This window comes from Sulfuricella denitrificans skB26 (assembly GCF_000297055.2).
Classification (GTDB): Bacteria; Pseudomonadota; Gammaproteobacteria; order Burkholderiales; family Sulfuricellaceae; genus Sulfuricella; species Sulfuricella denitrificans.
Window position 1 is genome coordinate 2,991,732 of the sequence record NC_022357.1, and the last position, 24,940, is coordinate 3,016,671.

The following is a 24,940-nucleotide window of genomic DNA, read 5'->3' on the forward strand; positions in this document are numbered from 1 at the left end:
GCTCTTTAATTACCTATGCAAGTTTGAAGCCCGCCACAGAGCCTTTCAGCTCGGCAGCAAGTGCGGTCAACTGACCAACAGAAGCGGCGGTCTGCTTGGTACCATCCGTGGTCTGGTTGGTAATGTCCTGAATATCCTGCATGTTCGTCGCCACTTTGCCAGCAGCCTCCGCCTGCGCCTGGGTCGCCCTGGAAATGGTGTCGATCAGATCCGCCAGACTGCGCGTAACCCGTTCGATCTCGGACAGGGCCTGGCCCGCCGCATCTGAAAGCTTGGCGCCTTCCACCACACCCTGAGTACTTTGCTCCATAGCGGCCACCGCATCGTGGGTGTCGGTCTGAATGGTCTTTACGATCGCGCCGATCTGCTTGGTTGCCTCGCCTGAACGCTCTGCCAACCGCTGCACCTCTTCCGCCACCACGGTGAAGCCACGCCCCGCCTCACCCGCCGAAGCTGCCTGAATCGCCGCGTTCAGCGCCAGAATGTTGGTTTGTTCGGTAATATCCGAAATCAGTTCCACGATCTCGCTAATCTCCTGGGAGCTTTCACCCAGCCGCTTGATCCGTTTAGCTGTTTCCTGAATCTGCCCACGAATCTCATTCATGCCTGCAATGGAATTTTGCACCGCTGCGGCACCCTTATCTGCGGCCTGGAGGGATTGCTGCGCCACTTTCGCAGACTCAGCGGCGTTAGCCGATACCTGGTTAATGGAATCTGCCATCTGCAACACCGCCGCACTGGTTTCCTCAATCTCACGCGACTGCTTTTCCGAAGCCTGCAGCAAATGCTCGGAGGTACCCTGCGCCTCCTGAGACTCCCGAGCCAGTTGCTCTGTCGCCTTGTTTACCCCTACAACCAGCGATCGCAGCTCGTCGATCGCGTAGTTGATCGAGTCGGCAATAGCACCGGTGATATCCTCGGTCACTCGCGCCCTCACGGTCAGGTCGCCTTCCGCCAGATCGCCCATTTCATTGAGCAGCCGCAGAATCGCCTCCTGGTTTCGTTTGTTTTCCTGCTCACTGATGGCCGCCTTACGCTTGGCATCATCCAGCAACACCTTGGCAAACAGCACGGCGAACAACAATGCCGCACTACCGAAAATGACGGTTAACAACGCTTCCAGCAAACCACTGCTGGCATGATTGTTGTAACTCTCGGTCAGCTTGCTGGATAAGTCCAGCATCTTGTCCCCGTCTTTAAACAAAGAACGTTGAGCGTCGTGGGCCGCCGCCAAAGGTCGAACATTTTGCAGCATCTGATCGACATGCACGGAAAAATCTTTAAAAGTTTGATCGATATCTCCCAGCATATCGCGCGCGATAGAATCTTTGACCGGGTTCAGCAACATGCCCCCACTCCCATCTTTCAGGCCGACCAAAGTATTGCGGAAGATGGTGATGCTTTTGCCATCCAGAAAAGTTTCGTCAAGATCGGCATCGCTTCCCGTCAGGAGCAGAACATTGGCATTTTTCGCAATCCGCTGGGTCAGCATCCCCAGTTGCCGGGCGGCGGCAACCTCCCTTACTCCCGCGCCCGACTGAATCAGCTGGGCAGCCAGCAGCTCGGTAAGGTCGAGCAAATCATTATTGCTGGAGTTAACCCCGACCACGTTATTGCTCAGCTGGATCAGATTTTTTTCCTGCGCCGCCATCAGCCCGATATCCTTGGCCATCTTGCCCCACAGCGCTTTAATCTCCATCAACTCCGGTCGCATGGCGTTAGACGAAGCGGGTATGCCGGCACCACCCTGTAACAAGTTATTAATGTGGCTGGAAAAGCGCCGATCGGCATCTTTCAACTGGGCAAAAGCGATCTGGTTACCTTGCGCAGCTTGCTGTGCGCCCTTCGCGATCCGTTGCGACAACATCTGCATTTCCGTCGAGGTGCCGGTATGCTGTTTCAGGATATACAGGTTCACACCGTACCAGAGCAGCGGAGACAAGGTGAGAAGCACGGCCACGGCCCATGCGCCGCCCAGTATCTTCAACTGCTGCCTTATGGGCTTTTCGCCGATAAGCGGCAGTGATTGCCCTGAATCGCCGACCATCTTCTGAAGCCCTTTCATCACCAAGGTGGTATTCAGCCCCAACTTCGTCGTCGGTCCGGTCGGAGACGCCTGTCCGGGCTTCTCCTTGAAAAAGCTGAAACTTGGCAACTTGAATCCCATGATTAAATCTCCATCCCTAATTTTATTTTCAACTCAAAGAAATGATCATTCATTAAGTGCCCGCCGAACGCCTTTATGACAGGCCTACATTCAAAAACTGGGCGTGCCCGGTCAATACCTGCATATTCAGTTCCTGCCACCGTTGTCCAGTTTCATCATGGTATTCGGCAGCAACCCAGGGCGGAGCCTCCCCCTCTATTTCCACCCGTTGCATTTTCTCTGGATTGCGCAATCCCAGCATGCGACTGACGACGATTCCACAATTGACAGAAAATTTCTGGTGAACCAGAAGCAGGCGGCAATCCACGACAAATTGCGTTGGCGCGCCACCGAGAAAATGGGAAAAATCAACGATGCCATAGAGATTGCCGCGAAAATTCGCCACACCGCAAAACCATGACTGCGCGAGGGGAACGGAGGTCAACTTTGGAATAGGCAACGCTTCGCTGATATCGGAAAGATTGACCAGCCAGAACTGCGAGCCAATCTGGACACCCAGCTTGGAGGGGTTGGCAGTATCGCTAGATGCCAAGCTCTGCAACTTGGCCATCACGCTCTCATGAAATGCTCGCAGGCTGATTTTTCTTGCCATCTGCTATCCTTGTAAGCCCCAGGCAACGTACGGTGACATGGAGATCAACCGAGTGCCGTAATTTTTTTCAGCAGTTCATCCTGATTCACCGGTTTGACGATGTAATCCTTGGCGCCCTGCCGCATTCCCCATACCTTATCGGTTTCCTGTCCCTTGGTGGTGCACATGATGACAGGAATATCTTTGGTTTCTTCATCCTTAGAAATTGCCCGTGTCGCCTGAAACCCATTCAGGCCCGGCATCACCACATCCATGATGATCAAGTCAGGCTTTTCCAGCTTGGCCTTGGTGATTGCCTCCTCACCACTTTCGGCGGTAATCACCTGATAGCCCTGTTTAGTCAGCAAGCCGCCAAGGAAGAATCTTTCGGTAGGCGAATCATCCACGACCATAATCTTATTGATAGCCATTTATTTCCTCTCTAGCTGGCACTACGCTGAGCCATGTACTGACTCACAGTTTTAAGCAGACTTTCCTTGGTAAAAGGTTTGGTCAGATATTCATCGGACCCCACCATCCTGCCCCGAGCACGGTCGAACAAACCATCCTTGCTGGATAGCATGATAACGGGGGTGACTTTGAATTTTGAGTTTTTCTTGATCAGCGCGCAAGTCTGATAGCCATCCAGGCGCGGCATCATGATATCAACGAAAATGACATCGGGTTGATGATCGGCAATCTTGGACAGAGCGTCAAACCCATCTTCTGCGAGGATAACCTCACATCCGGCCTTCACCAGAAAAATCTCGGCACTGCGGCGTATGGTATTGCTGTCATCAATCACCATCACCTTGGTTCCCGCAAGAGTTTGTGTTTCTCCGCTCACTCGCCTCCTCCAAGCTTTTTTATTACCCAGGCTAATCCACCCTGTCCGGGTAATGGTATCAGCCTTTGAGTTTATATGAAGACACTATTTTAGAGCATTGTATAATAAATTCTCTTCAGGTAAAGCGCCTTGTCATAACTCATACGGCAAAATGCCGGGAATCTCCACGCCAATTTAGGTTAAGATACTGTCTTTCGATCAACCTTTACCATGGTAGACACCACTCGATTTTTTCAGCATGACAACGTCCGTACTCATGGCAAACACGCGCGAAACGCCCCCGATTGTACTTGCTTTTTCCGCTTCCGATCCGAGTGGCGGAGCCGGTCTGCAAGCTGACATCCTGACCTTGTCCAGCATGGGATGCCATCCCCTTTCGGTAGTCACCGCCATCACGGTGCAAGACACCTTGGGCGTAGAGGACGTAATGGCCATGGAGGCCGAGTGGGTTGCCGACCAGGCGCGCTGTGTACTAGAGGACATGCCGGTGGGGGTTTTCAAAGTTGGCCTGATCGGCAGCGTGGAAAATGTTGCCGCCATCGCCGAGGTAGTCGCTGATTACCCGGATATCCCGCTGATACTGGACCCGGTGCTGGCCTCCGGCCGTGGGGATGAATTGGCTGGCGACGACATACTCACGGCCTTGCTGGAAATGCTCATCCCTCAGACCACCCTGCTCACGCCCAACAGTATGGAAGCCAGGCGTATCGCGCAGCTTGATGACGATGATGGCGATGCCGAACCCGATCTTGCCGAATGCGCCCGGCGCATTATCGAAATGGGCTGCGAATTCGTGCTTATTACCGGCACCCATGAAAATACGCCCCAGGTAGTGAACACTCTCTATGGTGAAAGCGGCGTGTTGCGTAGCGACAGCTGGCAACGCCTGCCAGGAAGCTACCACGGTTCGGGCTGTACCCTGGCTTCGGCGATCGCCGCCTCGATAGCCCAAGGCCTAGATATTCCGGAAGCAGTAAAGGAGGCACAGGAATTCACCTGGCAAGCATTGAAAGCCGGCTTCCACCCGGGCATGGGGCAATACATTCCCGATCGTCTTTTCTGGGCGCACGAGGAAAAAGATGCCACCGGCACTTGAAACCATAGGGCAGCGCATCTCTCCCTCACCCTCTCCAGCAAACGGGAGAAGGTGCAAACGTGAAGGGCGATTGTTTTGATCGGCGGCCTATATGCCATCACCCCCGAATGCGCCGACACCGAAAGTCTGGTGGAACAGGTCAGACAGGCCTTGTCTGGTGGCGCTCACCTGGTGCAATATCGCAACAAAGGGGGCGATGTTGGGTTGCGCCACGAGCAGGCCAGCGAATTATTAGCGCTGTGCAAACAATTCCATGTGCCGCTGATCATCAATGACGATATTCGCCTCTCCGACCTGACCGGTGCGGATGGAGTACACCTGGGCAAGGACGATGGCAGTGTGCGTGAAGCCCGACTGATTCTCGGCCCGGATAAAATTATCGGCGTGTCTTGTTATAATGACTTGCAACGGGCGCTCGATGCCGAAGCCCATGGCGCAAATTATGTTGCCTTCGGCAGTTTCTTCCCGTCGTCGACCAAATCCGACGTGGTTACGGCACCTTTAACTCTTTTACACGAAGCAAAGCGGGTCCTGAATATACCGCTCGTCTCCATCGGCGGCATTACTGCGGATAATGTCACCCCCCTGATCGAAGCCGGCACCGACGCCGTGGCCGTTATTTCTGCGCTATTCGACAGCGAGGATATCGTGAGAGCCGCCAGCCGCTTTGCCGTGTTATTCGAAAAATCAAACCACCATACACTGCACTAAGGTAATGACTATGACCTCACGCAACCAGCAACTTTTCGAAAAATCTCAGCAGTTCATCCCCGGCGGCGTCAATTCGCCTGTACGCGCTTTCGGCTCGGTCGGCGGCACGCCGGTGTTTTTCAAGCGCGGCGCAGGTGCCACCGTCTGGGACGAGGATGGCCAGGCGTATATCGATTACGTCGGCTCCTGGGGACCAATGATCCTCGGCCACGCCCACCCCGAGGTGATCAAGGCCGTCCAGGAAACCGCCGCCAACGGCTTGAGCTTCGGCGCACCCACCGCGCTGGAACTGGAAATGGCTGAAACTTTGTGCATGCTGCTACCCGGCATGGATCAGGTGCGCCTGGTCAGTTCCGGCACCGAGGCCACCATGAGCGCCATCCGCCTGGCGCGGGGATACACCGGCCGTTCCAAGATCATCAAGTTCGAAGGTTGTTACCACGGCCACGCCGACTCGCTACTGGTCAAGGCCGGCTCCGGCGCACTTACCTTCGGCCAACCCAGCTCCGGCGGGGTCCCGGCAGAAACTGCGGCGCATACCCTGGTGCTGGCCTACAACGACAGCGCCGCACTGGTAGAAACTTTCGGGAAAATCGGCAACGAAATTGCCGCAGTGATCGTCGAGCCGGTCGCCGGAAACATGAACCTGGTCGCACCCAAGCCCGAGTTCCTCAAGGCGCTGCGCGAGCTGTGCACCCAACATGGCAGCGTGCTGATCTTCGACGAAGTGATGACCGGCTTCCGCGTCGGGCCGAAGTGCGCCCAAGGCATGTTCGGCATCGTTCCCGACCTGACTACGCTCGGCAAGGTGATCGGCGGCGGCATGCCGCTCGGGGCGTTCGGCGGTCGCCGCGAAATCATGCAGAAGCTCGCTCCGCTTGGCCCGGTCTATCAGGCCGGCACCCTATCCGGCAACCCGGTGGCTGTAGCCGCCGGACTAACCACGCTCAGGCTGGTGCAGGCGCCGGGTTTCTACGACAAACTTGCCGCAGCAACCCGCAAGCTAATCGATGGCCTGACTGCAGCGGCCAGGAAGCATGGGGTGATTTTTTCGGCGCAGTCCGTTGGCGGCATGTTCGGCGTCTACTTCCGCGCCACGCCCCCGACCAGCTATGCCGAAGTGATGGAATGCGACAAGACCGCCTTCAACCATTTCTTCCACGCCATGCTGGAGAAAGGCATTTATCTTGCCCCTTCCGCATTCGAGGCAGGATTCGTTTCAGCTGCCCACACCGACTTGGAAATCGAAAAAACCTTGCAGGCTGCAGACGAAGTTTTTGGTGGAATGTCCAAGCGTTAACAACTCAGGCCTCTTGGCGCAACGACACTGACTATTAATCAGTACGCCACACTTGGTCATTACCAGACACCGTGGGGAAAATGCCACCCACACCCTGATACAGGAAATTCACTGCCGAGGTTGAAATCTTACCGTCATTCCGAGCCGGAGGCTCGGCTATAGCAAACTTGCCGAATGACAAATAACCCTATCCCAGGGAATTGAATCATGCAGATGATTCTTGGATTGTGGCGTACCCCCTTGAAGGCAACCCCCTCAAACCACACATAGCCTATCTGGATGTGGTATTTTGCCCCTGAACTCCGATATAATTAAACTTAGTCTAAATTGAGGAATGCACCATGCGGCCGGCCCAACTCTCCACCATCCTGGATCGCGAATTTCTGAGCGCTCAGGAAGGTCATCACACACCTGTCATGCTATGGGGCCCACCTGGCGTGGGAAAATCCCAGATCATCGCCCAGGTTGCAGCACGCCACAGCGTGCCGATGATAGATATCCGCCTTTCCCAAATGGAACCCACTGACCTGCGCGGCATCCCGTTTCGCATCGAGGATCGTGTTGAATGGGCCATCCCCTCGATGCTGCCAGATGCCAAAAAACATGGCCCTCAAGGCATCTTGTTCCTGGATGAGATCACCTCGGCCCCGCCCAGTGTTTCTGCGGCGGCCTACCAGCTGATTCTCGATCGACGCCTGGGCGCCTATCAAATTCCGGAAGGCTGGGCGATCTTCGCTGCCGGCAACCGTCAGGGCGACCGCGGCGTCACCTATACTATGCCTGCACCGCTGGCCAACCGCTTTTCTCATTTCGAGGTCGAAGCTAATCTCGATGACTGGGTAGCCTGGGCCTACGCAAACAACATCGACGAGCGCCTGATCGGCTTTCTGCGCTTCCGTCCCGAATTGCTGTTTGATTTTGACCCGGCGCACAACCCTGTCGCCTTCCCCAGCCCGCGTTCGTGGGAATTTTCCCACCGCGCACTGCAAAAATTCGGTGATCACCCGGAGTTATTGCTGCCCACTTTGCAGGCTTGCGTCGGCCCGGCTGCCGGCCTTGAACTTAACGCCTTCATCGAGAACCTCGACCGCATGCCGAACCTGGATGCGATCCTGCGCGGAGAGGAAGTCGCCGTACCGCGGGAAATTGATCTTCAATACGCTGTCGCTTCGGCCTTGGTGGGGCGCGCCATTCGCGCCAAAGGCAGCACCGAGGCCCGCAATATTTATGGCCACATCCTCGACTACGCCAGCCGTTTCCCGCTCAAGGAAATGGGCATCATGCTGGTGTCAGACATGCACCGCGCCATCGGCCAGAACCTGTTCGATGTACCGCAGTTCTCCAAGTGGGCGAACGCCGTCGCCGACCTGATGCTGTACGAAATGTAAGGCAGCCATCATGGCGGAAGGAGATCTAGAAACCAAGCTGGCGGCCGCCCGCACCCGGCTGATCCTGGACAAACCTTTCATCGGCGCCCTCGCCCTGCGCCTGCCGATGATCGCCGCCAACCCGAAATGGTGCCGCACCACTGCCACGGATGCCCGCAATTTCTATTACAACCCGGAATATATCGCGGCGCTGACCCTGGACGAAACCCAGTTCGTGCTTGCGCACGAGGCGCTGCACTGCGCACTGTCCCATTTCGCGCGGCGCCAGCATCGCATCAAACAACGTTGGGACATCGCCTGCGACTTCGCCATCAACCCCTTGCTGATCAAGGACGGCCTCAAGGCACCGCCCGGCGCCCTGGTCCTTGATCTTTACGAAGGCATGACGGCAGAAGAGATCTACCCCTGCATCGATGAGAACAACACCGATGAGCCGATGGATCAGCACATCTATGACGGCGAGGACATAGACCCGACCAGCAGCGGCCAGCAAAAGGGGGACGAGCAGAGCGAGGGTGGCCAGAACCAGCAATCCGACCAGCAAAACCAATCCCAGTCCGGCGGCAGTTCGCAGGGCCAACAGAAGGATGATCAGTCGGGAGGCGCACCCCAGCCCAAGCCGCTGACCGCAGCAGAGCGCGAAGAGCTGAGTGCGCAATGGCAGCAGCGACTCGCCGGCGCTGCCCAGCAGGCGCAGCAGGCGGGCAAACTGGGCGGGTTGCTGGCGCGCATGGTGGGCGAACTGTTGCAACCGAAGCTCCCCTGGCGCATGCTGCTGGCTCGCTACATGACCCAGGTTGCCCGGGATGATTACAGCTATATGCGCCCTTCGCGCCGCGAGGGACAGATGATCCTGCCCTCCCTGAGGAGTTCCCAGGCTGATATCGTGGTCGCACTCGACACCAGCGGCTCGGTCAGCAGCACGGAACTGAACGATTTTCTGGCCGAAATCAACACGCTCAAAGGTCAGTTACGTGCCCGGCTCACCCTGCATGCCTGCGATACTGCTCTGGCCGAAGGAGGGCCGTGGGTCTTCGAACCTTGGGAGGAGTTCAAGCTGCCCAAGGAATTCAAGGGTGGTGGCGGCACCGACTTCCGGCCAGTATTCGAATGGGTCGAGCAACAGGGAAGATCTCCCGACATGTTGCTCTATTTTACCGATGCCGAGGGAGACTTCCCTCCATCTGAACCTCATTACCCCGTCATCTGGCTAGTCAAAGGCAAGGCGCCGGTGCCGTGGGGACAACGTATTCAACTGAACTAGGGCGTGTTAACACTAATTTCACACCTGCGTTGCTGCGAGAAAGCGATGGATGCTAGGCGCGAGGCGCGGCGAATGGTTGTTCCATTCGCAAGCCTTGCAACGACGCAGACGCGCTTTTCTCGCAGCAACCCTACGGGACGGGGGCGATTTGGGCGCCCCCCTTTGTCGCAAGCCACTTGTGGTGGCTTGCACCACGTCGTGTCTTGCTTCGCGGGCTGCATCCCAAATCGCCCCCGTCGCAGACGCGAAATTAATGTTAACACGCCCTAGCCTACCCATGTCCGAACTCACTCCCGAAGACGCTCTGCGTCTCAACGTACTGCTCGCCGGAGAAATCCAGGCAATCCGCATTGATGAAGCCAACATGACGGTTCTCGGTTTGTCCCCGCGCGGCGAAGCAGCGGTCAAATTGCATCCGACTGGGCGTAGCGACCAGTACCTGCGCCGGGTGCGCGAACTTCTTGCGGGCCACGCCATCGGCTCGCCTGGTGGCTATCCGGTCTATATACAACGCTGGACGCGCATGGGACAAGCTCGCGACAAGGGACTTGACCGTCTGTTGTTGCTCGGAGAACCCGAGGCGGTGGTCTCGGTCGCCTATTCCAATGGCCTCACCGACGAATTGGCGCGTTGCGCCTGGTGGGCCATGCCGACCGCCGACAACGCCCGACGCATGCTGGAGAGGGAATGCGTCGTACAAGGGCAAATGGGCAAAATTCTAGCCGATTACCTGATCGAACATCTGCCCTTCGAAAGCGAACCCCATATCATCATGGACACTGTGCGGATCGTGCTCCAGCCCGGGTTGACCGACGCGTCAGCCCGACAGCGTCTGTGGAAAAAGGCTACCTACGACAATGCCTACTACCTCGGCTTTTTCGAGTGCATGCCGGACGATCTGCCAGAACAGCACGCTCCACGCGCTGATTGGGAAACCCAGCGGGCAAAGCTGACACCTCTAATCGGACAGGGCAATCCTTACGCCCGCCAGCTGGAACGATTGCTATCCGGGCCGGGCCAAGCCTTCCTTCAGACCAGCGAAGAAGTGTTGCGCCGCCCGGAAAACCAGGATGTGATAATCGCCCTGCTGAATGCGATAGCGGCCTATTTTTCTGCGGTAAGGTCGGGGACCGGCGCCTGTAGACGCTCAGTCGAGGCTGCCCTTGCCCACGCTGAAGCAGTCTGCGCCAGCAACGAGCAGCCAGTGGAAGTACGGGAACTGCTCAATGCAGTGCCGGAGTTGGCAGGAGAAATACGGGCGATGATCGCACTAGCATGCATGGGCGCGGAAACGGCGACACCGGTGCTGGCACTAACCACCGCCTCTGGCACCTTGATGCGCAAAAAACTGGAGCCGGTTATCACTCCTATCCTGCATCTGTTTGCCACGCTCAGGGGGCGGCCATTCACAGCCACCACCCCGAGGCGGCGGCGCTAATTCCGGGAATACATCACTTCCTTACAGCACTGCGCTCAGGCATGGAAAGCCGGGACATATAGTCCACCACCGCTTCCATGTCTGCATCGTTGAAATTCTGTACTACCTTCACCATCTTAGGGTTGGCGTTCCCGCGTTTGCCATCGCGAATATTCATGATCTGGCGCAACATGTATTTGTAATGCTGCCCCGCCAGAACAGGGTAAAACTTCTTCTCGTTGCCCTCACCGTTTTCGCCATGGCAGTCGTGGCAGTCGCTTTTGTACAGTTCCTTGCCGCGCGCCAGACTGGTGCCCGGACCTTTGCCGTTGTCATGCGGAATTTTCATGTTCTGCAGGTAAACAGCAACATCGGCGATTTCCTGCATATCGATAATGTGCTTGCCGGCGAACGGGAACATCTTCGGGTTTTCCCTGCGGCCATCGCGCACGTCGGCCATCTGCTTGATCAGCACAGTGGCATGCTGACCCGCCAACTGCGGGTAAGTTCCGTCCCTTAGCCCGGCGCCGTCCGGCTTGTGACAGCCCTGGCAAACTCGGTAGGCAATGCGGCCGCGTTCAGCGTCGCCTTTCAGCTTGAGAATTTCAGCCTTTTCACCTACGGGTTCATTCCAGACATAGTCCTTGGATTCGATTCCCGGTGCCTTGGGTTGCTGGGGCGCCCCGGCCAAAGCAGGCAATGTCTGCACCAAAGCCAAGGCCAGCGCCAGGAAGCAAAGTTTTTTCATTATCGGTTTCCTTGTCTACGATTAATGTCCCATGCGGCCAGACATTGGCGCACAGGGTAAGCGACACACCATTGTGGGTATTGGAAAGAGTTCCGCTTATTTTAATTGAATGCCCGCAAGATACTCCGCTACGGCCCTCATTTCCTGCTCCGTCATTTTCACTGTAACGGACTGCATCGCCAGTCCCTTGTCGTTATCGCGCTCGCCGCTATTGAAACGCTTCAGCTGCAACAAAGTGTACTCGGCATGCTGTCCGGCAAGGTGGGGGAAAAAAGCATAGCCGGAGGCATCTGCCTCGTGGCATCCAGCGCAGGCCGGTACGCCGGCTTCAGGGTTGCCATCCATGAAAATCTTTTTCCCCTGAGCCAGCAGGGCCGAGTTTTTGACCACGCCAGGCTTAGCTTTCTGGCCAGCAAAATAGAGCGCAAGGTTGGCCATGTCATCGGGTGTCAGGCTCGCCACCATGGCGGCCATGATCTCGTTCTTACGCTTGCCTGACTTGTAATCCTTGAGCTGCTTGAGGAGATATTCGGGCTGCTTGCCCGCCAGCTTGGGAAATTCAGGGTTGGTCGGCTCTGTGCCGTTGCCATCGATGCCATGACAAGCCAGACAAACCTGGGAGGCTATCAGCTTGCCCTTATCCGGGTCACCCTTGGGGGGGGCTGCCACGGCCCCCCAAGTGGCAGTTAATCCAACCATCACTGCGAGAATTACAAATTTTTTCACGTTCAATTCTCCCTAAAATCCGCTGCAACACTTCTACGCATCAGGAAGTATTAATTTTTATTTTACCTTAAAACAATGCATTGAACTCAACGGCTCATAAAGGGCCGTGGAAAACAGGTGCGTAATGCTTTTGCAGGGACTCTACGAATAAAAAAAGGGTGACTTGCGCCACCCTTTTTACCCACCTGAGTTTGATTCAGAGAATCAATGCAGCCCGGAAATATATTCCGCCACCGCTTTCATATCCTTGTCGGACATTTTCATGGCGACCATCTGCATCATCTTACCAGGGTCGTTGGCACGCTCGCTGATGCGGAAATTCTTCAACTGGGTTTCAATATATTCGCCGTGCTGCCCAGCCAAGCGGGGGAACATCGCCGGGATACCGGAACCGGTAGGGCCGTGGCAACCACTACAGGCCGGCACGCCCATCTCTGCGACTCCACCCCGATAGATTTTTTCACCTTGCGCAGCAAGCACCTTGTCCTGAGCGGCGGCCGGCGCCTGTTTTTGTCCGCCAAAATAAGCTGCCAGATTCTTCATGTCCTCCGGTGTAAGGGCCGCGGCCATGCCCGCCATGATTGCACTCTTACGTTCGCCCGATTTGAAGTTGGTCAGCTGCTTGTTAAGATAATCAGGGTGCTGGGATGCCAGCTTCGGATTGGCTGGCGCCGGACTATTGCCATCCGCACCATGACACGCAACGCAGACTGTATTGACGATCTGCTGAGCCTTCGCCGGGTCAGCCTTGCTTACCACTTCCGCGTTTACCCCTGATGCGGCCATCAACCCGACAACCGCTGCCACCACCATGGCTTGTTTCATCGCCTGCTCCTTAAACCGTTGTATGAATTTGCTAAAAATAACTTCGCATTCTATACCAAATTTGCCTTATCATGCCAGACTGAAAAAGGAAGAATATGGCATTATTTCAAGAAGCACAGTTTTTTATCTCGGCGGACAAGCTTACCGACCTGCCACCCCCCAGCGGTATAGAGATTGCATTCGCGGGCCGCTCCAACTCAGGAAAATCCAGCGCAATCAACACGCTGGCCAATCGCAATCGTCTCGCATTCGTCAGCAAAACACCGGGGCGCACCCAGTTGATCAATTTTTTCAGCCTTGGTAACGACCGCTTTCTGGTTGATCTTCCCGGCTACGGCTACGCTAAGGTGCCTGAGGCCATGCGCGTGCATTGGCAAAGTGTGTTGAGCCGCTACCTGATGGAGCGGGAATCTCTGTACGGTCTGGTGCTGATCATGGATGCCCGTCATCCGCTCACCCCGCTGGATCACCAAATGCTCAACTGGTTTATCCCCACCTGCAAGCCGGTACACGTCCTGCTCACCAAGGCGGACAAGCTTAGCAAGCAGCAAGCCACATCCACTCTACGCGCAGTTCGGACCGAGCTCGAGCGAACTTACCCAAACTGCACGGTTCAACTTTTTTCCAGTTTGAAACGGGTCGGCCTCGATGAGGCGGAAGCAATGATAGGAAAATGGTTGTCTGCTCCCCAAGAGGATATGGGGGCCATTGTTGCGCATTGACGCAATCTGGCGACATTGATATCTTTAGAAAACAAAAAAACCCCGGGTAAAGGGGAGTAAACCCGGGGGGATGAAACGCCTTAACAAGGGTTAAGGCACCCGCTCAGGGAGGAAAGCGGGGGACGAAAGGGTTATCGTCCGCTTGTTCAGAGTGGCATGACCAGCAAAAGTTCCGCGCTTAACATCGATTTCAGCATCCCCGAAACACTGCACTGACACACCCTTAATGAGGCCGCGCAATTCGCGGACTCCATCTACACAGGACTTGGTATGCACGCTCTGGGCAAATATCCACATAAACGCATGCGCCGCATGCGGCACGACGAGTTTTCCCGTCGCCTGATGCGCGAAACGCTACTGACGCCAGCCGACCTTATTTACCCGGTATTTGTACTGGACGGCAATAACCGTAGTGAACAGGTTGCCTCCATGCCTGGAGTCATCAGGCAAACCCTGGACAAGCTTCTTCATCAGGCGGAAGAATGCGTCAAACTCGGAATACCTGCCCTGGCGATTTTCCCGGTGATCGATCTGCCCCTCAAAAGTCTGGATGCAGCCGAAGCTTATAACCCGGAAGGCCTGGTACCCCGAGTGGTGCGAGCACTGAAGCAACGTTTTCCGGAATTAGGCATCATCACCGACATTGCGCTGGACCCCTACACCATCCACGGCCAGGACGGGCTGATCGACAGCAACGGCTATGTTTTGAATGACGAGACCGTAGCGGTATTGGTAAAACAGGCTCTTACTCATGCCGAGGCCGGCGCCGATGTGGTTGCCCCTTCTGACATGATGGACGGACGCATCGGCGCAATACGCAATGCGCTCGATAGTCAGAATCACATCCACACCCGAATTCTGGCTTATTCCGCCAAGTACGCATCGAGCTTTTACGGACCATTCCGCGATGCGGTCGGCTCCTCCGCCAATCTGGGGGCGGGCAACAAATATACCTACCAGATGGATCCAGCCAACAGCGATGAAGCCCTGTGGGAAGTGGGGCTGGACCTCGAAGAGGGGGCCGATATGGTCATGATCAAACCTGGCATGCCCTATCTCGACATCGTTCGACGCATCAAGGACACCTACCAGGCGCCTACGTTTGTTTACCAGGTTAGCGGCGAATACGCAATGCTCAAAGCGGCCGCCCAGAATGGCTGGCTAAATGAGAAAGCATGCGTGCTGGAAGCCTTGCTGGGGTTCAAGCGCGCCGGCGCGGATGGAATATTGACCTATTTTGCGTTGGATGCGGCGAACTGGCTCATGGAAAGCAAAATGGAATGATGGGCAACGTTCGAATCACCGAACATGGTCCATTTCAACTCAAAATTCTTGTCGAATTTTGACATCATTATGACCGGTTAAGTAACCCAAGGGCTATTGACGGTCCCGTTCCATAGCCCGTCTCTCACGCTCCATTTTGATAATATAGCGTTGAATCATGGACTGTGTATGGGCCGACAAGTTGATAAACTGACAACCTGCCCGTTTGGTTTTCAACCCGTTTCTTAAAGTCACTTCGAACACGTTCCGTATTTCCATGGTCGCCACAATATTGCCGATTTCCGGCAAAATCAGGTTGCATCCATTAAATACCATCCCGGGTTCCACTACAGCACCTTCCGGCGGGAGAACAACGCCTACGCCGCCGATGCTAATGTCTGCAACTGCCATTTCAACCTTACGCTTGTCGTCCATTAACACAATACATTTCAATGGATTAACAATAGGCGTCGTCACCCGATAATATTCCCGCCGCTGCAACTTTATCAACGACTTGGGAAGCTCTGTCATGAACACATCACGGCCTTCGAGCCGAGTTTTTTCTATCCAGTTGGCGACAAACTGAACTTTGACCTTCTCTTGGGCCGTAACAAAAATTATTTTACCGCTATCGAGAATTTTTTCGTTGAGCGCTTCGTTCGCACCCAAATCCAGAAAAACCCGCTCCTCGTCAGGGTCTATATCAATGATGGATGTCAGTATGAAATTTTCACCACGGTTAAAATAGATGGTTACCAACTCAGTTTTTTCCATCACTGCGCGAAGAATATAGACAATCTCTTTCTTCCAACTTACCGTAAAACTACTGGCGTCGTCTTCGTTGGCAACCGATAAGCCTTGGGATGAATTTTCGGCAGGGGTTACCATGCTGCCCCGCCAGTAACTGCGGAAAGAATGTCATGCTGACATCCAGCAAGGATTACCCATAAGTTATTATGGAAAGAGACAGAGCAGAAAGACAACAGAGGGGTCATTAAAAAGTGGGGTCTCTAAAACTATTTAGAAAACAAAAACGCAAGATCCTTTTTTATGCGCCTTAGGCAAGAATGTGCATGCAAAGTATAAGGGCATTATCCTTCTTCAAGCAATGCCTCGACCTGCCTGACGTGCGCGCGCGCATTTTTTTCAGAAGGACCACGCGGAATTTGGCGTATATCCTCTGCAGCAAATACCGTAATATTAATTTCTGCGGAGCCATCCAGCAAAGTGAAGACTGGAAGGGCGCGCTCTTCGCTCCCAAAATAGAGGCGCTTTTCTCCACTTTTATAGGACACCTGCCGAGCCAGAAGAAACAACTCTACCTCCTTGGCGCTATCTGTGAATAACTGCAGGTTAATGTCCGAGTAGCGGGTTGCCGTGCCTTTCAAAACAGAACCAGTAAGGTACGGGTTAAACTGCCCCAGCAGGCGCATCGCATCCAATGCCTGCTGCCGCAACTGGCTTAAACGCGCACTTTGCTCACCCCGCTGGTAAAGCGCCTGATAATCCCTTAAGGCCCGCTCAACTTCTTCATTATCGGGCAGGTTGTGTGTGTCCGGCGCACCTATCTGGCGAGCGGCCTTATGCTTGGCCAAGGCATAATTCTGAAGACCATCCTCCGCAATAATGCGGGCCGCTTGGTGCGCGATTCGCTCACGCATACGGAGGTTCGCGGATTTTTCTCTCTCTCGATGCATCTGCGCGGGCTTTTCACCCAAGTCATTATCCCGTCCCGACATTTCAGAACAATTGATCCTTAACCTCTTCTGCGGATTTTCCGCCACCGCCAAAGAGGCCTTCGAAAAATCCGGTCTGTTCGGCCGGAACATTTTCCTGATAAAAATATTCTAGAATCCCCTCACTTCCATCGGGAACACGATGTCCACTTTGCGGGTTGATCTTGACTGTCGCTACACCTTCCGGAATGACCAGATCTACTTCCGGCACACCTTTCAACACCTTGCCCATATAACCCATCCAGATCGGCAGCGCAGCCTGAGCGCCCGTTTCTGATCCGCCCATGGAACGAGGCTGATCAAAGCCAATCCAGGCAATCGCCACCAGTCCCGGGTTGAAACCTGTAAACCAGGCATCCACCTGGTCATTAGTAGTTCCGGTCTTTCCGGCGAGATCCTGGCGCTTCAGTTGCATGGCGCGCGCCCCGGTACCAAAACGGACCACATCGCGCATGATGGAAGTCATGATAAAAGCATTCCGTGCATCGATCACACGCTCGGCGTCATCGCCCGCACGCTTGGGTTTGGCCTGCACCAGCAGGGTGCCGCGTGCATCGACAATCCGGTCTATCAAATAAGGCTGCGTACGGTAGCCCCCGTTAGCAAACACCGAGTAAGCCGCGGCCATTTGCATAGGAGTTACCGATCCCGCACCCAGTGCCATAGTCAGGTAGGGGGGGTGCTGCTCAGGCGAGAAGCCGAAACGGGTGATGTAATCCTGTGCGTACGATGGGCCGATAGACTGCAGCACACGGATAGAAACCAGGTTCTTCGACTTGGTCAGGGCGGTGCGCAAACGCATCGGGCCATCATAATCATTCTCGTAATTTTTTGGCTCCCAGACCTGGCCCCCGGTTTGGGCAGCATCCACAACGATGGGGGCATCATTGATCACGGTTGCGGCAGTCAAGCCTTTTTCCAGCGCCGCCGAGTAAATGAACGGCTTGAAGCTCGAACCCGGCTGACGCCATGCCTGCATGACGTGGTTGAATTTGCTGCGATTAAAATCGAACCCTCCGACCAGAGCACGAATCGCACCGTCCTGAGGCACTACCGAGACCAGCGCCGACTCGATTTGCGGCCGTTGTAAAATCTGCCACCCTGACTTGTCATCCTTCTGGACGCGAATCAGCGCACCTCGGCGCAGTCGAGTTTTCGGGCTGGCATTATCACTCAGGGTTTTAAGTACGAACTTCAGACCTTCGTTGCTAATCTGGACAGTTTCGCCGCCCTTAATATAGCATTTTACCTGCTTCAGACTCGCCTCCAGAACGATCGCGGGCACCAGGCCATTACTTGTATCCGCATCCGCCAAAGCGTCTTCCAACAGTTCTTCAAGATTTGCCGCCCTAACAGGCAGATCAACAAAACTCTCCGGCCCACGGTAGCCATGGCGGCGATCATAATCCAGCACGCCCTGACGCAACGCCTGATTGGCAGCCTCTTGATCAACCTTACGCAGCGTGGTGTAAACTTTCATGCCGCTGCTGTAAATCGCCTCCTGATAGCGCTCGAACATCGCCTGCCTGACCATTTCCGCCACATAATCCGCATTGACCTCTACATTATGCACCTCACGCTTTACCGCCAGAGGTTGTGCCAGAGCGGCCTGATATTCCGCATCAGTAATGTATTTGAGATCATGCATACGGCGCAGGACATAATGCTGCCGAATTTTTGCCCGCTTCGGGTTCACCACAGGATTGTAGCGCGAGGGCGCTTTCGGGAGTCCAGCCAGCATCGCTGCCTCTGCCACGGTCAATCTTTCAAGCGGGCGCCCAAAGTAAGTCTGGGCAGCGGCGGAGAAACCGTAAGCACGCTGTCCCAGATAAATCTGGTTGACGTACAGTTCGAGAATCTGATCCTTGGACAAATAATGTTCAATTTTCAGTGCCAGGAGTACTTCGCTAAATTTGCGTGTCAGCGTTTTCTCTCCGGACAGGAAAAAATTCCGCGCCACCTGCATCGTAATCGTGCTCGCACCTTCCCGTGCGCCGCCAGCGGTCAGATTAGCCAGGGCGGCGCGCAGCACCCCCATGTAATCTATCCCGCCATGACTATAGAACCGGTCGTCCTCAGCAGCAAGAATCGCCAGCTTCATCGGCTTGGGCACATCCCCAATCTTGATTAGCGCACGCCGCTCCTCGCCAAACTCGCCAATTAACGCACCCTCCGTCGTATAAACGCGCAGAGGGATTTTGGGCCGGTAATCGGTCAGCACCTCCAGTGAGGGGAGGTCAGGGTAAGCCAAAATTCCCGCCAGCATGATTGCGGCAGAAAAAACAAAACCTAAAGCCAAAAAGGCCAACAGCGGATATCGCCACCAACGTGAACTCATTAAACTCTTTCTTACTTTAATTTAATATCAGAACCAATTGACATAAATTACTTAAGGGGAGGATTATAGGCGTCTGGGCCGACAAAAGAAATTCCAAAAAAATACTTTACACGTTCAGCACTTGTTGCTAGCATTTAATGTAAATTATACGTAACTCACCTAACCGGGCAATATTGAAAAGGAAATTCGTTGCAGCTCGACTTCAATTTGAATCTCGATTTTCTGCAGACCAAGTCTCCGCCCCTCATCGGCGTTGACATCAGTACTTCGTCCGTCAAGATGGTTGAACTCAGCGACGCCGGTAAGGGCTTGTACCGTATCGAGCGCTACGCTATTGAACCCTTGGCAAAAGATGCCGTTGCAGACGGCAACATCGCAAATCTCGAAGCGGTTTCGGAAGCTATTAAACATGCTTGGCGCCAAATGGGAACACGGACCAAAAATGTTTCTCTGGCTCTGCCAGCGGCAGCCGTCATCACAAAAAAAATTATTGTCGCTGCCGGGCTAAGTGAAAACGAACTCGAGATGCAGGTGGAAAGCGAGGCCAACCAGTATATTCCATTCGCTCTGGACGAGGTAAACCTGGACTTTCAAGTGTTAGGCCCGGTCCCAAATAATCCGGAGGAAGACGAGGTTTTAATCGCCGCATCGCGCAAGGAAAAAGTTGAGGACCGGGTCGCCGCTATCGAATCAGCAGGCCTAAAAGCACTGGTCATGGATGTGGAATCTTACGCCACCCAAACGGCCTACGAGCTGATTGCCCCGCAACTGCCTAATAATGGGCATGATCAGACCATTGCCATCATCGACATTGGCTCCGCCATGATGCATGTCAACGTACTACTCAACAACCAGTCAGTTTATATGCGCGAGCAAACTTTTGGCGGAAATCAGCTAACCCAAGAAATCCAGCGCCGTTATAGTCTGTCGGCGGAAGAAGCCGAAATTGCAAAACGTAACGGTGGCCTGCCGGAAAATTATGAGCCCGAAGTACTTCAACCTTTTTTAGACTCGCTCGCGCTGGAAGTGGCTCGATCATTGCAGTTTTTCTTCTCTTCCACCCAGTTCAACCGGGTTGACCACATTTTGCTGGCCGGCGGATGCGCCATGATCCCGGGCGCGGATGAAGCTGTTTCGCAACGAACCCAGGTCCGCACCTCCGTTGCCAACCCTTTTGCCAACATGGCGATCTCTTCGCGCGTCAAACCCCGCCAACTGGCGCAGGACGCGCCGATATTGCTGATTGCCTGTGGCCTTGCCATGCGAAGGTTCGATCCATCATGATCCGCATCAACCTGTTACCCCATCGCGAGCAAAAACGAGCCGCACGCCAGCGTGAACTTGCTTTTATGGCCGGCGCCGCATCGGTACTGGGTCTGTTGATTGTAATTATGATTCATACCTATCTGAGTACTCAGATAGAAAATCAGGAGGCACGTAATACATTTCTAGTAACGGAAATCAAAAAACTCGACGACCAGATTGCAGAAATTCAAGTGCTTAAAGAACAAACGCAGGCCATGCTGGCTCGCAAGCAAGTAGTGGAAACCCTACAGAGCAATCGCTCCGCAGTCGTCTATCTGCTTGATCAACTAGTACGCCAATTACCTGACGGGGTGTACCTCAAAGCTGTCAAGCAAAGTGGCAATAGCATAAACCTGCAAGGATATGCGCAATCCAATGCAAGGGTGGCTACATTGATGCGAAGTCTGGAAGCATCCCCTTGGCTGCAGTCCCCAAATTTGATCGAGGTCAAAGCTGCCACAATAAACAACCTGCGTGCCAGCGAATTTTCCTTAAACGTCAAACTTGCCCCGCCAGAGGCCGCTGCCGACAAAGGCAAGGGTGAGGGTAGCGCCAAGTCCAAGGATAAAAAAGCATGAATCTGGACGATTTCACAAAACTCAACCCGAAGGATATTGGCAACTGGCCAATAATCCCGAAAGTACTTGCGCTGTGCGGACTGTTCGTACTAATCCTTTTCGCCGGATACTGGTTCGACTGGCAAAACCAGCTTGCTGACCTGGATGCCGCAAAAGAAAAGGAATCCCAACTTCGCGAAACCTTTATCTCGAAGAAAAAACAGGTCGTCAACCTGGACACATATCGCCGACAGCTCAAAGACCTGGAACAGGCTTTCGGTGCACTGATCAAACAGTTACCTAACAAGGCTGAAATGGATGCGCTCCTGACAGACATCAACCAAGCCGGCCTTGGGCGCGGACTGGAGTTTGAACTGTTTCGACCCGCAAACAATGAAATTTTAAGCGAATTTTATGCTGAGCGGCCCATTTCCATTCGCGTAACCGGCAATTACCATGACCTCGGAGCCTTTGCCAGTGATGTCTCGCGGCTACCACGCATCGTCACCTTAAACGAAATCAATATCACCCCCAGCGGCCAGACATTGACCATGAGCGCCGTTGCAAAAACCTACCGTTACCTTGATGAGAACGAGCTCGCGGCGCAGAAAGCGGCGCAGAGAAAATCTGCCAAGGAGGCCAAGAAGTGAGGCCCACCCACCTTTTTTTAATCATTATGCCCATTCTCGCCCTTTCGGCCTGTAGCGGGGATGGATTGGATGATTTGAAGCAATTCGTCAACGAGTCTGGAGAAGGCCTACGGGGCAAGATTGAGCCCTTGCCGGAAATCAAGCCTTACGAATCCTTTGCCTACCATGCATTCGACTTGCCAGACCCTTTCAAGCCACGGAAATTACAACCAGGTCAAGGTGGCGGGCTCCAGCCTGACCTCAAGCGCAACAAGGAAGAACTAGAGAAATATCCGCTTGAAAACCTGAAGATGGTCGGATTTCTGGAACAAAACAAGGTCAGATATGGCCTGATAAGAACCTCGGATGGCTCTCTGCATAGAGTCAAAATTGGTGAACACATGGGACAAAATTTCGGCATGATCACTAAAATCACAGATAACGAGATTATCATGACAGAAGTTGTTCAGGACAGCACCGGAAATTGGATCGAGCAAAACACCAGCATTAATCTGGCCAGTGCGCCAGGCCAAAAGTAAAGATAGAGGCCGCCATGAACATTATTAAATCGACAATTCGCTGTTTTATTCAGGTCGTCTGCCTGACTACCCTGTTCATTGCCAATAGCCACGCAGCTGTCGAGCCTGGCAGTACCAGTCCGGAAGCAGCCCAGATGCCACAGAACAGCATCGAAAGCGTGGACTATGCCGCCCTTCAAAATGGCAAATTTTTGATCACTCTGAAGCTGAAACATGCCCTGAAAAATCCGCCTGCCGGGTTTGCCGTCAACAATCCACCACGAATTGCGCTGGATCTACCGGATACGGCCAACACATTGGGGAAAAATACCATCAATATCGGTGAAGGCGTGTTGCGCAACCTGAATATTGTTCAGGCGGGTAGCCGCACCCGGCTGGTCATCAATCTAACCAAGCCAGCCGGCTATGAAACCAAGATTGCCGGAGACACCCTTTTGATCACCCTACAGGGCACCGAATCTACCGGAGTCACCTCTAATGTGAGTGCAAAATTTGCCGAAGCCCCCCCCGGCTCACAAAAACATGCTCTGCGAGACGTCGACTTCCGCCGTGGCAAAGGAGGTGAAGGCCGGGTCGTTGTCGACCTTTCCGATGCAAATACCGGCATTGATATCCGCACTGAAGGTAAATCTATCGTAGTAGAGTTCATCAATACCACGCTCCCACGCAACCTGGAGCGTAAGCTCGATGTTGTGGATTTCGGCACGCCGGTACAAACAGTCAGTACGTTCGGTCATGGTAACAATGCGCGCTTAGTGATCGAACCCAAGGGGCTATGGGAACACTCCGCCTATCAAACCGACCACCAATTCATTCTGGACGTCAAGCCGATTGTTGAAGATTCTAGCAAACTGGTGCAAGGAACAAAGGCCGGCTACAGCGGTGAGAAGCTTTCCCTCGACTTCCAAAATATTGAAACCCGCACCTTGCTTGCCGTGCTTGCAGATTTCGCCGAGATGAATGTCGTTATCAGCGATTCCGTCAGAAGCTCTACCACCCTGCGCCTGAAAGATGTCCCCTGGGATCAGGCACTGGATATCACCCTCAAGCAATCGGGGTTAAGCATGCGCAAATCCGGCAATGTCATCATGATTGCCCCCAGCGAGGAGCTTGCCACCAAAGAAAAACTGGAACTGGAAGCAAAGCAGCAGATCTCTGAGCTGGAGCAGTTGCGGACGGAAACCTTCCAGCTTAAATACACCAAGGCCGAGTCCTTCCAGAAGATCCTTGCTGACGACAAGCAGAAAATCCTTTCCAAGCGCGGCAGCGCAGTCTGGGACCCTCGTACCAACATGCTCTTTATCCAGGATACCCCTGCCAAGCTGGAAGATGTACGCAAACTGATCAACCAGATCGACATACCGGTCAGGCAAGTGATGATAGAAGCGCGCATTGTTGAGGCCAGCGACACTTTCAGCAGAGCGCTTGGGGCGAGATTAGGCTTTCAAGATCACGGCAGCATCACGGGAACCAACCAGAGAGCCATGGTAGGCGGCCAGCTCGAAGCTCCTGGATATGGCACTGGACAGGCGGCAACAATTCCGACATACAGCCCTCAAGGCATGAATGTTAACCTACCTGCAAAAAGCTCATCCGGCACAGCTGGGGTCTTGTCCATGATCCTCTTCCAATCGAACGCTACCCGCTTTCTGAATCTTGAACTGTCAGCACTGCAAGCGGATGGCAAGGGGAAAATCATTTCCAACCCACGCGTGCTCACGTCTGATCAGTCAGAAGCCGTCATCGAGGATGGCACCGAAATCCCTTACCTGCAAGCCTCCAGCAGTGGCTCCACCAGTGTATCCTTCAAGAAGGCCGTGCTGAGCCTGAAAGTGAAGCCGCAAATTACGCCTGACGACAATATCATCATGGATCTGAAGGTCAACAAGGACAGCCGGGGAGTAGACACCGTCGCGGGCCCGGCCATCAATACCAAGCAGATTACCACGCAGGTGCTGGTTGAGAATGGCGGAACCGTGGTCATCGGCGGCATCTTCAACCAGGAGGAATCCACCACGGTGACCAAAGTACCACTGCTCGGTGATATTCCGGTTCTCGGTTTTATGTTCCGAAATACCGACAAGCGTGACGACAAGAGAGAACTGCTTGTTTTTGTTACGCCCAAGATTCTCAAGGAAAGCCTCAACCTGAGATAACGCATCGAAAAGCTTTGTTTGGTGCGTTAGCTGGGCCAGACACTGTTTTTTCCGCTAAAATGCCTGTCACGATGACAACCCTTAAAGGGAACGAGTGACAGGCAATATTTTTTTAGTCGGGCTGATGGGCGCCGGCAAAACTACCGTAGGCAAGCTTATCGCCCGGCACTTCAGCAGACCGTTTGTCGACTCCGATCATGAAATCGAAAAGCGCACTGGGGTCAATATTCCCCTGATTTTCGAGTTGGAGGGAGAAGCCGGTTTCCGAATCCGAGAAACAGCGGTTATCGAAGAACTGACCAGACAAAATAATATCGTGCTGGCGACCGGGGGCGGCGCAATATTGAGCCAACGAAATCGAGACAACCTCCGCAACAATGGTACGGTAATTTACCTACGCGCAAAGGTGGAAGATCTTTGGCAACGCACCCGTCACGACAAAAACCGTCCCCTGCTGCAAACTTCCGATCCTCAGGCAAAAATGAAAGAGCTTTTTGTGCAACGCGACCCTTTGTACTCTGAAATTGCGGACATCATTGTGGACACGGGATCACAAAGCGTCCATGCGCTGGTTCACCAGATTGAAGAACGGCTGAAACAGCTTAACCCCGGCGCCTCAAAAACTGACTGAAATT

General features: G+C 54.1%; 24 protein-coding genes. 14 read left to right on the forward strand and 10 right to left on the reverse strand.

The features are described 5' to 3' along the window. Window positions 1–13: 13 nt before the first annotated feature. The 4 genes from SCD_RS14465 to SCD_RS14480 all read right to left on the reverse strand — a co-directional run bounded on the left by SCD_RS14465 (window position 14) and on the right by SCD_RS14480 (window position 3,546). Window positions 14–2,167, reverse strand: a complete 2,154-nt coding sequence (locus tag SCD_RS14465; RefSeq protein WP_009207317.1) for a methyl-accepting chemotaxis protein — start codon at window positions 2,165–2,167, stop codon at window positions 14–16. Between the two features lie 73 nt (window positions 2,168–2,240). Further along, the gene (locus tag SCD_RS14470) at window positions 2,241–2,759 is read right to left on the reverse strand and encodes a chemotaxis protein CheW (RefSeq protein ID WP_009207316.1); all 519 of its coding nucleotides are present in this window, start codon (window positions 2,757–2,759) and stop codon (window positions 2,241–2,243) included. A gap of 44 nt (window positions 2,760–2,803) precedes the next feature. Then, window positions 2,804–3,169, reverse strand: a complete 366-nt coding sequence (locus SCD_RS14475) for a response regulator transcription factor (RefSeq protein ID WP_009207315.1) — start codon at window positions 3,167–3,169, stop codon at window positions 2,804–2,806. 11 nt (window positions 3,170–3,180) lie between these two features. Then, the gene (locus SCD_RS14480) at window positions 3,181–3,546 is read right to left on the reverse strand and encodes a response regulator (protein ID WP_041673538.1); all 366 of its coding nucleotides are present in this window, start codon (window positions 3,544–3,546) and stop codon (window positions 3,181–3,183) included. A gap of 277 nt (window positions 3,547–3,823) precedes the next feature. Between SCD_RS14480 and thiD the strand changes: the two genes are divergently transcribed. From thiD to SCD_RS14510, 6 genes are all read left to right on the forward strand, one after another. Then, a complete protein-coding gene (gene thiD, locus SCD_RS14485; RefSeq protein ID WP_232504413.1) occupies window positions 3,824–4,681 on the forward strand; it encodes a bifunctional hydroxymethylpyrimidine kinase/phosphomethylpyrimidine kinase in 858 nt (285 codons plus the stop codon). A gap of 75 nt (window positions 4,682–4,756) precedes the next feature. Further along, window positions 4,757–5,392, forward strand: coding sequence for a thiamine phosphate synthase (gene thiE / locus SCD_RS14490; protein ID WP_009207312.1), 636 nt, complete (start codon window positions 4,757–4,759; stop codon window positions 5,390–5,392). 10 nt (window positions 5,393–5,402) lie between these two features. Beyond that, window positions 5,403–6,692 carry a glutamate-1-semialdehyde 2,1-aminomutase gene (hemL, locus tag SCD_RS14495; RefSeq protein ID WP_009207311.1) on the forward strand — a complete coding sequence of 430 codons (1,290 nt, stop codon included), beginning with the start codon at window positions 5,403–5,405 and terminating at the stop codon, window positions 6,690–6,692. A 341-nt stretch (window positions 6,693–7,033) separates the two neighbouring features. Next, window positions 7,034–8,080, forward strand: coding sequence for an AAA family ATPase (locus tag SCD_RS14500; RefSeq protein ID WP_009207310.1), 1,047 nt, complete (start codon window positions 7,034–7,036; stop codon window positions 8,078–8,080). A gap of 10 nt (window positions 8,081–8,090) precedes the next feature. Then, window positions 8,091–9,344, forward strand: a complete 1,254-nt coding sequence (locus SCD_RS14505) for a vWA domain-containing protein (RefSeq protein ID WP_009207309.1) — start codon at window positions 8,091–8,093, stop codon at window positions 9,342–9,344. 277 nt (window positions 9,345–9,621) lie between these two features. Further along, window positions 9,622–10,782 (forward strand): hypothetical protein, encoded by a 1,161-nt coding sequence (locus SCD_RS14510; RefSeq protein ID WP_009207308.1) that lies wholly within the window; start codon window positions 9,622–9,624, stop codon window positions 10,780–10,782. 13 nt (window positions 10,783–10,795) lie between these two features. Here the strand turns inward: SCD_RS14510 and SCD_RS14515 are convergent, their stop codons facing one another. The 3 genes from SCD_RS14515 to SCD_RS14525 all read right to left on the reverse strand — a co-directional run bounded on the left by SCD_RS14515 (window position 10,796) and on the right by SCD_RS14525 (window position 13,060). Further along, window positions 10,796–11,509: a c-type cytochrome gene (locus tag SCD_RS14515; protein WP_009207307.1), complete on the reverse strand. Its 714-nt coding sequence runs from the start codon at window positions 11,507–11,509 to the stop codon at window positions 10,796–10,798. Window positions 11,510–11,605: 96 nt separating this feature from the next. Beyond that, complete coding sequence (locus SCD_RS14520; protein WP_051338819.1) at window positions 11,606–12,235, reverse strand: c-type cytochrome; 630 nt, start codon at window positions 12,233–12,235, stop codon at window positions 11,606–11,608. A gap of 204 nt (window positions 12,236–12,439) precedes the next feature. After that, window positions 12,440–13,060 carry a c-type cytochrome gene (locus tag SCD_RS14525; protein ID WP_009207305.1) on the reverse strand — a complete coding sequence of 207 codons (621 nt, stop codon included), beginning with the start codon at window positions 13,058–13,060 and terminating at the stop codon, window positions 12,440–12,442. 95 nt (window positions 13,061–13,155) lie between these two features. Between SCD_RS14525 and yihA the strand changes: the two genes are divergently transcribed. Together yihA and hemB are read left to right on the forward strand one after the other, a co-directional pair. Further along, window positions 13,156–13,782 (forward strand): ribosome biogenesis GTP-binding protein YihA/YsxC, encoded by a 627-nt coding sequence (yihA, locus tag SCD_RS14530; protein WP_009207304.1) that lies wholly within the window; start codon window positions 13,156–13,158, stop codon window positions 13,780–13,782. A gap of 270 nt (window positions 13,783–14,052) precedes the next feature. Beyond that, window positions 14,053–15,066, forward strand: coding sequence for a porphobilinogen synthase (hemB, locus tag SCD_RS14535; RefSeq protein WP_009207302.1), 1,014 nt, complete (start codon window positions 14,053–14,055; stop codon window positions 15,064–15,066). A 93-nt stretch (window positions 15,067–15,159) separates the two neighbouring features. On the opposite strand, the gene SCD_RS14540 is transcribed toward hemB, so the two are convergent. The 3 genes from SCD_RS14540 to SCD_RS14550 all read right to left on the reverse strand — a co-directional run bounded on the left by SCD_RS14540 (window position 15,160) and on the right by SCD_RS14550 (window position 19,119). Further along, window positions 15,160–15,933, reverse strand: coding sequence for a flagellar brake protein (locus SCD_RS14540; RefSeq protein ID WP_009207301.1), 774 nt, complete (start codon window positions 15,931–15,933; stop codon window positions 15,160–15,162). A gap of 203 nt (window positions 15,934–16,136) precedes the next feature. Beyond that, window positions 16,137–16,763, reverse strand: a complete 627-nt coding sequence (locus SCD_RS14545) for a hypothetical protein (RefSeq protein WP_232504414.1) — start codon at window positions 16,761–16,763, stop codon at window positions 16,137–16,139. 22 nt (window positions 16,764–16,785) lie between these two features. After that, on the reverse strand, window positions 16,786–19,119 hold the full coding sequence (locus tag SCD_RS14550; protein ID WP_009207299.1) for a penicillin-binding protein 1A: 2,334 nt from the start codon (window positions 19,117–19,119) through the stop codon (window positions 16,786–16,788). A gap of 189 nt (window positions 19,120–19,308) precedes the next feature. Here SCD_RS14550 and SCD_RS14555 point away from each other — a divergent pair, with 189 nt between their 5' ends. The 6 genes from SCD_RS14555 (at window position 19,309) to aroK (ending at window position 24,936) form a co-directional block, all read left to right on the forward strand. Beyond that, entirely contained in the window at window positions 19,309–20,403 is a 1,095-nt protein-coding gene (locus SCD_RS14555; protein WP_009207298.1) for a pilus assembly protein PilM, read from the forward strand. Continuing rightward, window positions 20,400–21,002 (forward strand): PilN domain-containing protein, encoded by a 603-nt coding sequence (locus tag SCD_RS14560; RefSeq protein ID WP_009207297.1) that lies wholly within the window; start codon window positions 20,400–20,402, stop codon window positions 21,000–21,002. Before SCD_RS14555 ends, SCD_RS14560 begins: the two co-directional genes overlap by 4 nt. Next, a complete protein-coding gene (locus SCD_RS14565; protein WP_009207296.1) occupies window positions 20,999–21,631 on the forward strand; it encodes a type IV pilus inner membrane component PilO in 633 nt (210 codons plus the stop codon). Before SCD_RS14560 ends, SCD_RS14565 begins: the two co-directional genes overlap by 4 nt. Continuing rightward, window positions 21,628–22,149, forward strand: a complete 522-nt coding sequence (locus SCD_RS14570) for a pilus assembly protein PilP (RefSeq protein ID WP_009207295.1) — start codon at window positions 21,628–21,630, stop codon at window positions 22,147–22,149. The genes SCD_RS14565 and SCD_RS14570 overlap by 4 nt, the downstream gene beginning before the upstream one ends. Before the next feature lie 14 nt (window positions 22,150–22,163). Further along, window positions 22,164–24,305 carry a type IV pilus secretin PilQ gene (pilQ, locus tag SCD_RS14575; RefSeq protein ID WP_009207294.1) on the forward strand — a complete coding sequence of 714 codons (2,142 nt, stop codon included), beginning with the start codon at window positions 22,164–22,166 and terminating at the stop codon, window positions 24,303–24,305. Window positions 24,306–24,399: 94 nt separating this feature from the next. Next, complete coding sequence (gene aroK, locus SCD_RS14580; RefSeq protein WP_009207293.1) at window positions 24,400–24,936, forward strand: shikimate kinase AroK; 537 nt, start codon at window positions 24,400–24,402, stop codon at window positions 24,934–24,936. Window positions 24,937–24,940 lie beyond the last annotated feature (4 nt).